The sequence below is a fragment of the uncultured Tateyamaria sp. genome (genome assembly GCF_947503385.1).
GTDB lineage: Bacteria > Pseudomonadota > Alphaproteobacteria > Rhodobacterales > Rhodobacteraceae > Tateyamaria.
This window is the reverse complement of sequence record NZ_CANNDO010000007.1, coordinates 114,895-129,889: the sequence shown is the minus strand read 5'-3', so window position 1 is coordinate 129,889 and position 14,995 is coordinate 114,895. Positions and strand designations below refer to the sequence as shown.

The 14,995-nt window shown below is 61.1% G+C and carries 12 protein-coding genes and 1 pseudogene; 6 read left to right on the top strand and 7 right to left on the bottom strand.

Going from position 1 to position 14,995, the window contains the following annotated elements; all coding sequences use genetic code 11:
- Positions 1 to 3: 3 nt before the first annotated feature.
- Positions 4 to 879, bottom strand: a complete 876-nt coding sequence (locus Q1A85_RS19025) for a LysR substrate-binding domain-containing protein (RefSeq protein ID WP_299693308.1) — start codon at positions 877 to 879, stop codon at positions 4 to 6.
- Positions 880 to 1,000: 121 nt separating this feature from the next.
- On the opposite strand from Q1A85_RS19025, the gene Q1A85_RS19020 reads away from it, so the two are divergent.
- Entirely contained in the window at positions 1,001 to 1,996 is a 996-nt protein-coding gene (locus tag Q1A85_RS19020; RefSeq protein ID WP_299693305.1) for a hypothetical protein, read from the top strand.
- Positions 1,997 to 2,038: 42 nt separating this feature from the next.
- Here the strand turns inward: Q1A85_RS19020 and Q1A85_RS19015 are convergent, their stop codons facing one another.
- Positions 2,039 to 2,902: a hypothetical protein gene (locus Q1A85_RS19015; RefSeq protein ID WP_299693302.1), complete on the bottom strand. Its 864-nt coding sequence runs from the start codon at positions 2,900 to 2,902 to the stop codon at positions 2,039 to 2,041.
- A 149-nt stretch (positions 2,903 to 3,051) separates the two neighbouring features.
- Here Q1A85_RS19015 and Q1A85_RS19010 point away from each other — a divergent pair, with 149 nt between their 5' ends.
- The 5 genes and pseudogenes from Q1A85_RS19010 to Q1A85_RS18995 all read left to right on the top strand — a co-directional run bounded on the left by Q1A85_RS19010 (position 3,052) and on the right by Q1A85_RS18995 (position 8,269).
- Positions 3,052 to 4,194: an acyl-CoA dehydrogenase family protein gene (locus Q1A85_RS19010; protein WP_299693299.1), complete on the top strand. Its 1,143-nt coding sequence runs from the start codon at positions 3,052 to 3,054 to the stop codon at positions 4,192 to 4,194.
- The gene (locus Q1A85_RS19005; RefSeq protein ID WP_299693296.1) at positions 4,191 to 4,541 is read left to right on the top strand and encodes a RidA family protein; all 351 of its coding nucleotides are present in this window, start codon (positions 4,191 to 4,193) and stop codon (positions 4,539 to 4,541) included. The genes Q1A85_RS19010 and Q1A85_RS19005 overlap by 4 nt, the downstream gene beginning before the upstream one ends.
- Positions 4,538 to 5,545, top strand: a pseudogene (locus Q1A85_RS23005) (enoyl-CoA hydratase/isomerase family protein); the annotation flags it as partial. The gene Q1A85_RS19005 and the pseudogene Q1A85_RS23005, both read left to right, overlap by 4 nt.
- 33 nt (positions 5,546 to 5,578) lie before the next feature.
- Positions 5,579 to 6,457 (top strand): 3-hydroxyisobutyrate dehydrogenase, encoded by an 879-nt coding sequence (gene mmsB / locus Q1A85_RS23000; protein WP_366140613.1) that lies wholly within the window; start codon positions 5,579 to 5,581, stop codon positions 6,455 to 6,457.
- A gap of 243 nt (positions 6,458 to 6,700) precedes the next feature.
- Positions 6,701 to 8,269: a Hint domain-containing protein gene (locus tag Q1A85_RS18995; RefSeq protein ID WP_299693290.1), complete on the top strand. Its 1,569-nt coding sequence runs from the start codon at positions 6,701 to 6,703 to the stop codon at positions 8,267 to 8,269.
- A gap of 3 nt (positions 8,270 to 8,272) precedes the next feature.
- On the opposite strand, the gene uvrA is transcribed toward Q1A85_RS18995, so the two are convergent.
- The 5 genes from uvrA to lpdA form a co-directional block, all read right to left on the bottom strand.
- A complete protein-coding gene (gene uvrA / locus Q1A85_RS18990; protein ID WP_299693287.1) occupies positions 8,273 to 11,206 on the bottom strand; it encodes an excinuclease ABC subunit UvrA in 2,934 nt (977 codons plus the stop codon).
- Between the two features lie 81 nt (positions 11,207 to 11,287).
- A complete protein-coding gene (locus Q1A85_RS18985) occupies positions 11,288 to 11,848 on the bottom strand; it encodes a methyltransferase domain-containing protein (protein ID WP_299693284.1) in 561 nt (186 codons plus the stop codon).
- A 27-nt stretch (positions 11,849 to 11,875) separates the two neighbouring features.
- Positions 11,876 to 13,036 (bottom strand): MFS transporter, encoded by a 1,161-nt coding sequence (locus Q1A85_RS18980; RefSeq protein WP_299693281.1) that lies wholly within the window; start codon positions 13,034 to 13,036, stop codon positions 11,876 to 11,878.
- 41 nt (positions 13,037 to 13,077) lie between these two features.
- On the bottom strand, positions 13,078 to 13,476 hold the full coding sequence (locus Q1A85_RS18975; protein ID WP_299693278.1) for a hypothetical protein: 399 nt from the start codon (positions 13,474 to 13,476) through the stop codon (positions 13,078 to 13,080).
- A 76-nt stretch (positions 13,477 to 13,552) separates the two neighbouring features.
- Positions 13,553 to 14,950: a dihydrolipoyl dehydrogenase gene (gene lpdA, locus Q1A85_RS18970; protein ID WP_299693275.1), complete on the bottom strand. Its 1,398-nt coding sequence runs from the start codon at positions 14,948 to 14,950 to the stop codon at positions 13,553 to 13,555.
- Between the last annotated feature and the right edge of the window lie 45 nt (positions 14,951 to 14,995).

Sequence of the window (14,995 nt, the reverse complement as noted above, 5' to 3'; positions counted from 1 at the left end):
CGGTCACTTCTGCTGCGCTGCGAACTCCGCTTCGATCCAGGACACGATCCGATGGATGCCCCGCTGCCCGCGATGATCCCGCGACCACGACATGAACAGGTGATCGCCGGACGGCTCCGGAAGGGTCCAGAGCGCGATCAGCCGGTTGGCGCGCAGGTCGTGTTCGATCATGTAACTCGGGGCAATCGCAACACCGTGGCCGCCCATCGCGGCATCCAGCGCAAGCGCTGACCGATCAAAGTTGAGCAGCGCCGTCGCATGGGTGTGTCCCGTGGTGTCCATGAGCGTTTCCCAACGGCGGTGCGCATCCTGAAGCAACGGCATGGCCAGCAGGTCGTCGAGGCCCATCGGCCCTTCCGGCCTGTCCAGATCAGGGCTGCACACCGCGACCAGCCGGATGTCGGTCAACCGGCGGCAATGATGCGCCGGGTTCGTGTCCGGCGCGCGTCCCGGCCACAGCGCGATTTCGTTGCGCCCCAGACTGCGCGGCAACACATGCACATGGACTTCGGTGGTCAGCGCGATCTTGGGAAAGGCCGCCGCAAACGCATCCATGCGCGGCATCAACCATTTGGTGGCCGTGGACGACCCAAGATGCAGGACAATGCGGTCGCTGCCCTCAGTCATATCAACAAACGCGGTCTCCAATATGGCCAGCGCTTCGTCCACGGCGGCGCGGCAGCGCTCGCCCTCGGGTGTCAGCGACACGCCCCGTGCGCCTCGCACCAGCAACACAACGCCAAGGTCGATTTCAAGCTGCTTGATCCGTTGCGAGACGGCCCCGCGCGACAGGTTCAGCGCATCCGCCGCGCGTTGCAGATTGCCGTGCGATGCGGCCAACGCAAACACCCGGAGCGCATTGAGGTTCACATGCTTCATATCTCCCGCTCCAGCCGTTAGTTTTTCTGAACGCTCGCTGCAATCTCCTGCTTTGTCAAACCTGTAGAACCGGTCGATAGTCGGGTTGACCACCCCGACACCTGCATTCGGAAAGACGAAAATGCCCCAAACCATCCGCCCCGCAACACCACAGGATATTCCGCGGCTGATCGACCTGTTGCTTGTGGACGCTCAAGAGCGTTTTGCCGTGGACCGGATCCTGTGGACCATGGCCGACGACGCGCCAGAGCAGATCAAACAGGCGTTGACCTTTGCACTGACCGCCGACGCGCAGCCCTTTCGCCAATTCTGGCAGGTGGCGGAGGATGCGGGCCGGGTAACCGGTGTCATCCATTCGATGCTGCTGCCGGTTCCGCCAATCTATGCAGGCCAGTTTGGCGACCCGGGGCTGATCCTGCCAGACAGCGTCGTCGTCCCGGACGCGCCGGACGGCACCGTGGACGCGCTGCTGGCCGCAGCCGAGGATGCGTTGCGGGACGCCGGTGCGCAGATCACCCTGTCGTCCTATGTGACGGGCGCGGACTGGCGGCACGCGTTTCAGCGACGCGGTTATGACCCGCTGACGCTTTATCTGTCCCGAACAGACCTGAGTGCGACTGCGACACCCCCCGCCATCCGATTGGCGGCGGCGGAGGATGTGCCGGGCATCGTTCGCCGAAGTGCGGAAAACAGACAGGTCCTGTTCGATATTGATACGTTCTGGGACATCCATCCGGACGCGGATGCACGGTTCAGCCGTTGGATGACCCGAAGCCTGACGCTGCGCGACCGTGACATGTTTGTTTCGGGCCCTGCTGACAGGCTTGACGGCTATGTGATCGCACAGCCCGCGTCACGGCTTCATTTTCCGCCCGCGCATGACATTGGCAAAGTTGGGGTCATTGACGATTACTACCATCCGGACATGGCTGACCCCACGCGTCTTGCGAACGTGGGCCATGGTGCGACCACGCTTCTGCGTGCTGCCGAAGGGGCCTTTGCTGCGCGCGATGTGCGCGCGGCCTTTGTGGTGTGCCCGGCGGGGTGGCAGTCAAAGATCGACGTCCTGACAGCGGCAGGCTTTGAGACCGCGATGATCTGGTCGATCAAGCGCTAGCGCACCGGGCGGCCCGTCGCAGAGACGTCACAGCGTGGCGCCTTACCCGGTTGCATCCACGCCGTGCCCCAAGTTCTGGATGAACCGGCCCACAGGTTTGTAAACGTCCTCGTCCTTCCAATAGGCATTGTGCGAGGCCGGATTCCACGAGGTCAGGAACCCGCCCGCGTTGACGGGCACGTCCCGCAGGCCTTTGGCATCGTGCAGCGCCTCGTATTTCGGTCCGATATTCTTGAGCGGGAAGCCCAGCACATCATCGCGATCATAAAGGTTGTACCACCACGTCTTGAACCGCAGCGCAGGCGCCAGTGCCGTGCCGGGAAAGGCGATGGGCATCACGTCTTTGGCCGGATAGGCAAAGACAAAGACAGGAATGTTGCAGCCAAAGGTGATCAGGCCCGCAACCGTTTGCGTGTTCTGCACCGCTGCCGCAAACCGGCCCTGCCCCATGCGCCGGTGATGCGCCTGTTGATCGTAGATAAAATTCGACATGATGTGCCCGCCCAGCGAATGCGCAACGATCAGGATAGGCGCATCGGGGCCGACATCATCAGCGAGGTCGGCAAGCGTCTGGTCAACACGTTGATGGATCAGTTCGTAGGTCTTGTCGTTCTGGTCCGATGTGGGCCGGTAGGACGCCGCATCCGACAAGTTGCACATCACAAATCCGCGCAGGGCGTCAAAATCCGTGCGCCGCTTGATCGCTTTCAGATACGCCTCCTGCCGCGATTGCAGCACATCCGCCCAAAACACCTCGCGCCATGCAATGCGGTCCATCGTGGCACCGAGAAAGGCGCCCACCCGCCCATGCATGTCCTTTGAATAGGACAACGTGTCCGTGCGGGGCGGCGCAACGCGCCCCTGACTGCCCATGCCATGAATGACCAGAACGCCAATGTCTTTCATCGGTCAAAATCCCTATGTCTAAATGCAAAGAGCTTAACACATGTTGCGCCTATGCCGAACCATCCGGTGCGGGCGCCAAAGAGTGGTTGCAAACATCCCGCAAAGAGCGGAATTTAACGTATGTTCAATTATCGCCGCAGGGGGGTGTCATGGATTTCGCGCTGACCGAGGAACAGGGGGCCATTTTCGACATGGCATATGCCTTTGGACAGGACCAGATCGCGCCACATGCGCGCGATTGGGAAGCGGCGGGAACGATCCCCAAAGACCTGTGGCCCAAGGTGGGCGAACTGGGTTTTGCCTCGCTATACGTGTCCGAAGACGCAGGCGGCGCAGGTCTGTCCCGGCTGGACGCGACGCTGGTGTTCGAGGCGCTGTCGATGGCCTGCCCGTCCGTGGCGGCGTTCCTGTCGATCCACAATATGTGCGCCAAGATGCTCGACAGTTTCGGGTCAGAGGACCTCAAGACGCGGGTCATGCCCGGCGTGCTGAGCATGGAAACCGTGCTGAGCTATTGCTTGACCGAGCCGGGCAGCGGATCGGACGCCGCCGCCCTGCGCACCCGCGCTGACCGCACCAACGAGGGCTATGTCCTGAACGGGACCAAGGCGTTCATCTCGGGTGGCGGCTATTCGGATGCCTATGTGTGCATGGTGCGCACCGGCGAAGACGGCCCCAAGGGCGTGTCGACCGTGTATGTTGAGGACGGCACCGACGGGCTCAGTTTTGGTGGACTGGAGGATAAGATGGGCTGGCGCAGCCAACCTACGGCACAGGTCCAGTTCGACAATTGCAACATTTCCAGCGGCAATCTGGTGGGAGAAGAGGGTCAGGGTTTCAAATATGCGATGATGGGGCTGGATGGGGGCCGTTTGAACATCGCCGCCTGTTCGCTGGGGGCTGCGCAGACTGCGCTGACCGCCACGCTGGATTACATGGGCGAACGCAAGGCGTTCGGCCACCCCATTGACCAGTTTCAGGGCCTGCAATTCCGCCTCGCGGATATGGAGATTGAACTACAGGCGGCGCGTACGTTTTTGCGCCAAGCGGCATGGAAGCTGGATCAGGGTGCGCCGGATGCCACGAAATTCTGCGCCATGGCCAAGAAATTCGTGACCGAGGCCGGGTCCAAAGTCGTCGATCAGTGCCTTCAACTGCACGGCGGCTACGGCTACCTCGCCGACTACGGGATCGAAAAACTGGTGCGCGACCTGCGTGTTCATCAGATCCTCGAAGGCACGAACGAAATCATGCGCGTGATCGTGGCGCGCGACATGCTGAAGAACCGATGACCGACATTACCCGCTTCGACACCACCCCCCGCATGAGCCAAGCCGTTGTGCATGGCGATACCGTGTATTTGGCGGGACAATGTGGCACCGCCCACGATCCGATCGCGGATCAGACCCGCACGGCGCTGGCCAAGGTGGACAGCTATCTGGCGCAAGTCGGCACGTCCAAAGACAGGTTGCTGTCCGTCACAATCTGGCTGTCATCTATCGCCGATTATGACGCGATTAACCAAGTCTGGGATGCGTGGTTGCCAGTTGGCCATGCGCCGGCCCGGTCTTGCGGCGAGGTTCAAATCGGCGGCAGCGGCTATGACATCGAAATCATTTGCACGGCGGCCTTGCCATGACCGACATCTCCATCCGTATCACCGGACGCGCGGGCCGCATCACACTCCAGCGGCCAGAGGCGCTCAACGCCATGACCTACGACATGTGTCTGGCCATCGAGGCTGCCCTCAACGCCTGGACACACGATGACGCCGTCGCCCTTGTGATCCTCGATGCGGAAGGTGACCGGGCTTTTTGCTCGGGCGGTGACATCGCCGAGCTTTACGCCACAGGCACCAAGGGCAATTACACCTACGGTCAAAAATTCTGGGCCGACGAATACCGCCTGAATCACAAGATATTTCACTACCCCAAACCGGTCGTCAGCTTTCTCCAAGGTTTTACCATGGGCGGGGGCGTGGGCATTGGTTGCCACGGCTCGCACCGGATCGTGGGCGACACGTCCCAGATCGCGATGCCCGAATGCGGCATTGGTCTGGTGCCGGATGTGGGCGGGTCACTGATGCTCGCTCTCGCCCCCGGTCGCTTGGGCGAGTATCTGGGCACGACCGCTGCACGCATGAACGCAAGCGACGCAATATACGCAGGCTTTGCGGATCACTACATCCCCGAGGCAGGTTGGCCCGCGCTGATCGCTGAGCTTGAGGCCACCGCAGACGTCCAGAGGGTCGCGGCGCGCAGCGTCGCCACCGTTCCCGGCCCCTTGCAAACGGCACAGCCGGACATTGACCGGCATTTCCATGGTGCCGCCTTGTCAGACATCCTCACCACCTTGCGCGGCGAGGACAGTGACTTTGCCCGCGACACGCTCAAACGCTTGGGCCGGAACAGCCCCCTGTCCATGGCTTGCACCATCGAGGCGCTGCACCGGCTGCGCGGGCCGTCCCTGACGCTGGAAAAGGCGCTGGACCTCGAATACCGCTTTACCGCGCGCAGCATGGAGCACGGCGATTTTCTCGAAGGCATCCGCGCCGCGATCATCGACAAGGACCGCGCGCCAAAATGGCAATTCGCGGATCAGAACGTGCCCGCCACAGCCGTAAGCAAGATGCTGATGCCGCTGGGAGATATGGCGCTCAAACTGGGAGGAACGGGGATGAAAATCGGATTTGTGGGTCTGGGCAATATGGGTGCGCCGATGGCCGCCAATCTGGCCAAAGCGGGCCATGCTGTCACCGGATTTGACGTGGCGGGCACAACGGCCCCGGGCGTGGCACAGGCGGACAGTGCGGTCCAAGCCGTACAGGATGCGGATGCCGTGATCACCATGCTGCCCAATGGCGATATTCTGCGCCGTGTCGCGGGCGACGTGATCCCCGCCATGGCAGCCGGCGCCGTGCTCATTGATTGTTCTACCGTCGATGTCGAAAGCGCCCGCGCGGTTGCAGCACAAGCGGAGGCGGCCGGACTTTTGTCGGTAGACGCGCCCGTATCGGGCGGGATCGGTGGCGCAGCGGGAGGCACGTTGACCTTCATGGCAGGCGGCAGCGCAGCGGCCTTTGCAAAGGCTGAACCGCTTTTTGACATCATGGGTCAAAAAGCCGTCCATTGTGGGGATGCGGGCGCAGGCCAAGCGGCCAAAATCTGCAACAACATGATCCTTGGCGTCACGATGATTGCCACCTGCGAGGCGTTTGCACTGGCCGACAAGCTGGGGCTTGACCGGCAAAAGATGTTCGATGTAGTCAGCACATCCTCGGGATACAGCTGGAGCATGAACGCCTACTGCCCTGCCCCCAGCGTTGGCCCGCAGAGCCCCGCCGACAACGACTATCAACCGGGATTTGCGGCGGAACTGATGCTGAAAGACCTCGGGCTTAGCCAGCAGGCCGCCGCAGCGGTCGACGCGGACACGACCATGGGGGCTATGGCCGCCGAACTTTATCGCCGCTTTGTCGAGGATGAGGACGGGCGCGGGCAGGATTTCAGCGCCATGTTGCCCCGGCTGATGGCGCGCGGCCACGGGCAAAGCTGATCCGCGGCACGCGCACCAAAATGTGGCAAAACCGGGAAACGGCGCAGGACCTGCGTCGGCCCACCTCTCGTAAACCCGAGTAAAACATACACTTTCGCGCAGGCAGCAGGCATTGCTGCGCCAATGCTGAACTATGGCCAATTGTCATCAAATTAGCTGAAACTGCTCTCATTTCCGCTGCACTTCCACGTCAGGATCGGGCGCAAGCCTCGCCGTAAGAGAGGCGCCTGAAGGACGAGATGTATGCCCACCGCCACAGAGCTGCCGATCGACAGCACTGCCACTGCTGAGACGATGGCAAACACCATCTTTGGCGATGGGGTGACCGTCAATTCGGCCAGCTATTCCGGCGATCCGCTCAGCTCGGGTGTGTATACCGACGGCGATACCGTATCACCCGGCGTGACCCCCGGTGACACCGGCGTTATCCTGTCGACGGGTCACGTAGCGGACTTCACCAACTCGGACGGCACGCTCAACACCAACCAGAACGCGGGCACCTCAACCAACACGGCCGGTGTGGACGGCGATGCCGACTTTGAGACGCTGACCACAAGCAGCACGTCTGACGCCGCGTTCATGGAGGTGAATTTCACCCCGCAAGGCGATTTCATCACCATCGATTTTGTCCTGAGTTCGGAAGAATACCCCGAATACGCCAATTCGCAGTTCAACGACGTGGTCGGTGTGTGGGTCAACGGGGTCGAGGCAACCGTGACCGTGGGTGACGGCAGTGCATCCATTGGAAACATCAACGGAAATTCCACGCAGAACCTGTATCAGGACAACACAGGCGACCAGTTCAACACCGAGATGGACGGGTTCACCATCACGCTGACCTTTGTTGCCCCGGTCAACTCCGGTGTGCCCAACACGCTCAAGATCGGCGTCGCGGACGTGGCCGATAGCCAATATGACACCAATCTGCTGATCGCGGGCGGGTCGGTCCAATCGACCATCGTCGCGCAGGACGACGCGGTCACTTTGGGCAATGCCGACACCAATGTCGTCAATGTGCTGGACAATGACAGCTCCACCGGCGGTACGCTGACGATCACGGCCATTCAGGGCACTCCGGTGGTGGCGGGCCAGTCCGTGACGCTGGCAACCGGTCAGATCATCACGCTCAACGCCAACGGCACATTGACGGTCGCGGGCGACAGCGACCCGGAAACTGTTTATTTCAACTACACCGTCACCGACCAGAACGGTGCCAGTGACACGGCACTGGTCGAAGTGACGCAAGTCCCCTGCTTTGTCCGCGGCACAATGATCCGCACGCCCCACGGCCTGCGGCCCATCGAAAGCCTGCGGGCGGGCGATCTGGTCGATACGGCGGATCATGGCCCGCTGCCGCTGCGTTGGATCGGGCAGCGCACGGTCGCCGCACGCGACCGCCATCGCCCCGTGCGCATCCAGCGCGGCGCGTATGGTGCAGCCCAGGACCTGTGGGTGTCACAGCAGCACCGGATTGTGGTGGGTGGTTACAAGGCGCAACTGCTTTTTGGTGAGGACGAAGTGCTGGTCAAAGCGCGCGATCTGGTGGACGGAACGCGCGTGCAGATTGAAACCGGTTGGGAGGTGGTGACCTATCTGCATATGTTGTTTGAAGCGCACCAAATCGTCGAAGCGGGTGGCGTGGCCTGCGAGAGCTATCTGCCCGGCCCCCAGACGATGCCCGGCTTTGATGCGGACACCCAAGACGAAATCCTGTCGCTGTTTCCAGACCTCGCGCGGTCGTGGTCAAGCTACGGCCCGGCGGCGCGCAGCATGATCAAAGGGTACGAAGCGCAGGCGTTGCGCGCCGCCTGACCGCTACTCTGCCGCCACGCGGCGCGGGTTCAGCATCGGCTTGAGGTAGTGGCCGGTGTGGCTGTCGGCGACCTCTGCCACCTCTTCGGGTGTGCCTGTGGCCACAACTTTGCCGCCGCCATCGCCGCCCTCGGGGCCGATGTCGATAATGTGGTCGGCGGTTTTTACCACGTCGAGGTTGTGTTCAATGACCACGACCGTATTGCCCTGATCCACCAGTTCGTGCAGCACTTCCAACAACTTGCGCACATCTTCAAAGTGCAGACCGGTGGTTGGTTCATCGAGGATGTAAAGCGTGCGACCCGTAGAGCGTTTCGACAACTCCTTTGACAGTTTCACCCGCTGTGCCTCGCCGCCTGACAGTGTCGTCGCCTGTTGGCCCACTTTGATATAGCCGAGGCCGACGCGCATCAGCGCGTCCATCTTTTCCCGGATGCTGGGCACCGCTTGAAAAAACGCCTGCGCGTCCTCGACAGTCATGTCGAGGACATCGGCGATAGACTTGCCCTTGAACTTGATCTCAAGTGTTTCGCGGTTGTAGCGCGCGCCCTTGCAGGTCTCACACTCCACGTAGACATCCGGAAGAAAGTGCATTTCGATCTTGATCACACCGTCGCCCTGACACGCCTCACAGCGCCCGCCTTTGACGTTGAAGCTAAAACGGCCCGGCTTGTAGCCACGCGCCTTTGATTCCGGCAACCCGGCAAACCAGTCGCGGATCGGGGTGAAGGCTCCGGTATAGGTGGCCGGGTTCGAACGCGGCGTGCGCCCGATGGGGCGCTGGTCGATGTCGATCACCTTGTCCAGATGCTCCAACCCCTTGATCGTTTCGCACGGTGCAGGCGTTTGGCGCGCGCCATTCAGAGCCATGGATGCAGTTTTGAACAGCGTTTCGATGGTCAGCGTGGACTTGCCCCCGCCCGACACGCCAGTGACGCAGACAAATTTACCCAGTGGGAAATCCACCGTAACATTTTGCAGATTGTTGCCGTTGGCCTTGACCACCGACACCTTCTTTTTGCCCTTCTTGCCCTTGCGGCGCTCGGCAGGCACGGCAATCTCGCGTTTGCCGGACAGGTAGTCACCGGTGATCGAATTGGGGTTCGCCGCAATCTCTTGCGGCAGGCCGTGGGCCACCACTTCGCCGCCATGCACACCGGCGCCGGGGCCGATGTCGAACACGTAATCCGCCTCGCGAATGGCCTCTTCATCATGTTCCACGACGATCACCGTGTTGCCCTGATCCCGCAGGTTCTTGAGCGTGCCCAAGAGGCGGTCATTGTCGCGCTGGTGCAGGCCGATGGACGGCTCGTCCAGCACATAGAGGACACCAGTCAGACCGCTGCCGATCTGGCTGGCCAGCCGGATGCGCTGGCTTTCCCCGCCCGACAGTGTTCCGCTTGAACGTGACAGTGTAAGGTACTCAAGTCCCACATTATTCAGGAACCCAAGTCGTTCGCGGATTTCTTTGAGAATGGCGCGCGCGATTTCGTTTTTCTGCTGAGTCAGATGTTCCGGCACCCGTTCGCACCAGTCGAAGGCCTCGCGGATTGACATCTGGACGATCTGACCCACGTGCAGGCGATCCTGCGGCGCGCCGCCCGCCGGGCCGATCTTGACCGCCAGTGCCTCGGGACGCAGACGGTAGCCGCCGCAATCGCCACAGGGACGGTTGTTCTGGTAACGCTCGAATTCTTCGCGAATCCAGTTGCTGTCGGTCTCGCGATAGCGGCGTTCCATGTTGGGGATCACCCCCTCGAACACGCGCGTGACCTGGTAGACGCGCCCGCCCTCATCATAGCGGAACGGAATTTCTTCGTCGCCGGAACCATAGAGAAAGACCTGTTTGACATGTGCCGGCAGGTCCTTCCACTTCGTTTGGGGATCGAATTCGTAATGCTTGGCGATGGCTTCGATGGTTTGCAGGAAGTACGGTGATTTCCCTTTGCGCCATGGGGCCAGCGCCCCGTCATAGACCTTGAGGGTTTGGTCCGGCACGACAAGCCGTTCATCAAAGAACAGTTCTTGTCCCAGCCCGTCGCAGGTCGGGCACGCCCCAAAGGGCGCGTTAAACGAAAACAGGCGCGGTTCAATCTCGGGGATTGTGAACCCGCTTTCGGGACAGGCAAAGTTTTCGGAGAATGTGATGCGCGTGGGCTCATCGGACGCCTCCGCGCCCTCTTCGCCCGATGAGGGGGTGGCAACCCCCGAAGAGGGCGCCGTTTCAAGGATCGCAATCCCATCTGCGAGGTCCAGCGCCGTACGCAGCGAATCCGCAAGCCGCGTTTCCAACCCGTCCCGGACCACGATCCGGTCCACCACCACGTCGATGTCATGGCGGAACTTCTTGTCCAGCGTCGGCGGTTCGTCCAATTCGTAAAATTCGCCGTCCACTTTGACCCGCTGAAACCCCTGCTTGCGCAGTTCCAGAAACTCCTTGCGATACTCGCCCTTGCGGTCTCGTATTATGGGGGCGAGCAGATAGGCGCGGGTCCCCTCCTCCATCGCCATGATGCGGTCGACCATGTCCTGCACCTGCTGCGCCTCAATGGGCTTGCCGGTGGCGGGCGAGTACGGCGTGCCCGCGCGGGCATAAAGCAGACGCATGTAGTCATAGATCTCGGTGACCGTACCAACGGTCGAGCGCGGGTTCTTGGACGTTGTCTTTTGCTCAATGGAAATCGCGGGGCTGAGGCCGCTAATGTGGTCCACATCCGGTTTTTGCATCATGTCGAGGAACTGGCGCGCATAGGCCGACAGCGATTCCACGTATCGCCGCTGCCCTTCGGCATAGATCGTGTCGAAGGCGAGCGACGATTTGCCTGACCCCGACAGGCCCGTGATCACCACCAGTTGGTCGCGCGGGATGTCCACATCGATGGATTTCAGGTTATGCTCGCGCGCGCCGCGGACTTCGATATTTTTCTGCTCGGCCATAATCGCCCCCATTAACGATTTGCATATAGATCAGGCGACCTGAGTCTCCAATGGAAAAGTGAGAACGGAACGCGAACAGGCTTATGTGCGCCGGGCCAGAGCCCATGCGCAGATCGGCATCTCGGGATCGTCGTCCAATGGGTCACTATCTGCATCATATTCAGGCGGCCAGACCTCTTCCATGTTCCTCAGGGCCGCTTGTCTATTACCCCACTGCCAGGATGTGACAGCATCCGCCGCGAAACCGGCCTCGATCAGCAGATTTTTTAATCCCCGCGCCGACCAACGCGAGCAATCGTTTGGGGCCGCGTGGAAAGGAATGAAAAACGGGACAGCCACCCAGAAATGCCCGCCCTTCTTGAGCATCTGGCGCACGTGGCGCGTGGCCGCATAGGGCCGGTCAAGATGTTCCCAGACCTGATTGGCCATGACCAAATCGTATTTGCGCGGCTTGCCCTCGCCGTCACGGATGGGTCCCTCGCAGATGTCAAACTCCGGGTAGCGATACTGGTCGTACACCGCGAAATCGAACTGCTCCCCCCATTTCCCGCTGATCTCGGCCACCCGCAGGTTTGGGGGGTCCAGCCCTTCGATCATCTTACGGCTTTTTCGGTGCATGATGATGCGGTTCAGGCTGGGCATGGGCGCAGTTGAGCCGATTTCGCCAACTTACGCCAGCGCCTTGCGCCGGGCTGCCATCCACCAATGCACCAGCGCACCACCGGACAGCACCGCAATCGCCGTCCAGACAAGGCCGGGATATCCTGCAACGCCCAACACGGCCAGCAATGCGGGTGTGCCCATCGTGTTGCCAAGATTGCCGGTTTGCGCCAGCGCGCCATAAGCCTGCGCCTGCGAGTCGGGCGTGGTGTTGAGTTGCGGGACGGCGGCAAAACTGGCCCCCTGCACCAGCCCCAAAGCCCCGGCAAGCGCGAGACAGGCCACGGGCAAACCCGGTGCCACCCACAGCCAAAGCAGTGCCACGACACAGGCGCCAAAGCCGATCTGGATCAGGGCAACGGCCGTTATAAAACGCAATGCGAACACGCCAAACGTCAACGACACAGCGATGGACACCAGCGGCATGGCCCCCATCACCCACGCCCGCAATTCAGGTGCGATATAAGGAGGCAGCACCGTGAGGATGGCAAGGAAACAGAAGGTGTAAAACAACCATCCCGCCGCGGGTGCGGATATATGGGGCGAGCGGTATATGGCCACATGGTCCGAAAGGACGCCGGACAGGCTCAGCGCGCCCGGCGGCGGCGCCTCGATCGGGCGCAGGAACAGTGTCAGGATCACCGCAAACACCGCAAGCCAAATGGCGTGTGCCAGAAACAGCGCCTCGATCCCGCCCCATGCCACCAACGGCAGGCCCACAGCAACAAGCAGGGAAAACGCGACGCTGAAAAACGTGCTCCACAGCGTGAGGGTGAACCCGCGATGCCGCGCCGCACTTAGCCCCGCGATCAGTGTCGGCGCGGCGACCACCATAGCAAGATGCGACACCCCTTCGACCACACGGGACGCGAGCATGAGCGGCAAGCTGGGCAATGTGGCCTGATAGGCTGACACCAGTGCCCCGGCCCACAGCGCCCACAGCATCGCACGGCGGTAGCGGATGCGCGCGACAACCAGACCGGCCGCCACGCCCAACACGATGCCGACAAACCCCACAAGCGACACGATGAATCCCAGCGCCGTGCCTGCATCGGGATAGACCGCAGGCAATTGGCCAAAGATGACCGAAATCTTGGCATATTGTCCGGCAGCCCCCAGCCCCGCCCCCCAAAGGGCAAAGACGAGGGGGAAGTTGGTGCGGTCTGACATGCCCGACGCTCACCACAGGTGCCTGTCAGGCGCAAGCCTTGTCAGCCAGCGGCCTCGAAAATCTGGACACGGCTCACCGAACTGCCATTGCCGTAAACCCGCACCAGAACAAAGCCAATGGTCTGGGACCGGATCCGGCCAACCGTGTGATAGGACGGGTCATAGGCGCAGCGTCCGGTGATCATTGCCCGTCGCTCAGCCGTGGTAAAGAACGGATCAGGTCCGTCTGCGGCGTCTCGCTTGCCAAATTTGTGAAAGTTTGCGCGGTCCTGCTGGACGATAGCGCAGACATCATTCAGCGGTGCCCCACGAGAGTTGTACGTGTCCTGAGGGGTGAGCATGGTGAAATACTCGAACATAAGCTGCTGCGCCGCAGCAGGCGCGCCCAACAGCCAAACGGCGCACAGGCCCCCCGCCATCACATGAGAAATGCGTTGCATTGAATACCCCAGAATCAACAAACCGATGGACGCACGATAGCGGCCACCGGTTCGTCACTGTAGAAATATCCGTATCTTACATATGAATAACGCGGTCATACGCGTCCAGCACGCTTTCGTGCATCATCTCGGACAGCGTCGGGTGCGGGAAGACGGTGTGCATCAGGTCCTCTTCGGTGGTTTCGAGCGCTTGGCCCACCACGTAGCCCTGAATCAGTTCCGTCACCTCGGCGCCGACCATGTGCGCGCCCAAAAGCTCGCCAGTCTTTTTGTCGAAGACCGTTTTGATCATGCCCTCGGGTTCGCCCAGTGCAATCGCCTTGCCGTTGCCGATAAAGGGGAAGCGGCCCACTTTGATCTCGTAACCCGCCTCTTTGGCCGCCGCTTCGGTCAGGCCGACGCTGGCCACCTGCGGGTGGCAATAGGTGCAGCCCGCGATGGAGTTGGGTTTGATCGGGTGCACGTCATTTTTGCCCGCGATCAGTTCGGCCACCATAACGCCTTCGTGGCTGGCCTTGTGCGCAAGCCATGGCGCGCCGGCGATATCACCAATGGCATAAAGCCCTTCGACACCCGTGCGGCAGAATTCATCCGTTACCACATGGGTACGGTCAATTTTGACCCCCATCCCTTCGAGGCCGAGGTTTTCGACATTTCCGACGATGCCCACAGCAGAGATCACGGTGTCAAAGTCGTGTTTTTCGACCTTGCCGCCCACTTCGATATGCGCAGTCACTTTGCCCTTGGCGCGGTCCAGCTGTTTGACCATCGCCTTTTGCATGATTTTCATGCCCTGCTTTTCGAACGACTTCTTGGCAAAGGCGCTGATTTCCGCATCTTCCACGGGCAGCACGCGGTCCATGACCTCGACCACGGTCGTGTCGGCCCCCAGCGTGTTGTAAAAGCTGGCAAATTCGATCCCGATGGCGCCCGAACCGATCACCAGCAACTTTTTCGGCATCCGTTTCGGCGTGAGGGCGGCCTTGTAGGTCCAGACCAGTTCGCCATCCGCCTCAAGCCCCGGCAATTCACGGGCACGCGCGCCGGTGGCGAGGATGATGTTTTTGGCCGTTAGCTCTTCGGTGCCCTTGTCAGTCTTGACCGACACTTTGCCTTTGGCGGGGATTGTCCCTTCGCCCATGATCACGGTAACTTTGTTCTTTTTCATAAGGTGGCCGATGCCACCTGACAATTGCCCCGCGACCTGACGCGAGCGTTTGACCACTGCGTCCAGATCATAGCCAACATTGTCCGCCTTGAGGCCAAATTCCTTGGCCCGGTGCATCAAGTGGAACACTTCGGACGAGCGCAGCATTGCCTTGGTCGGGATGCAGCCCCAGTTCAGGCAGATGCCGCCCAGATGCTCACGTTCGACCACACAGGTGCTCAGACCCAGTTGTGCCGCGCGGATGGCCGCAACATATCCGCCGGGTCCGGACCCGATCACCACAACATCGAATGATTTTGCCGCCATTTGCGTGTCCTCGTCGATAGCATCCCAAAACTAGTTTAGTGTTAA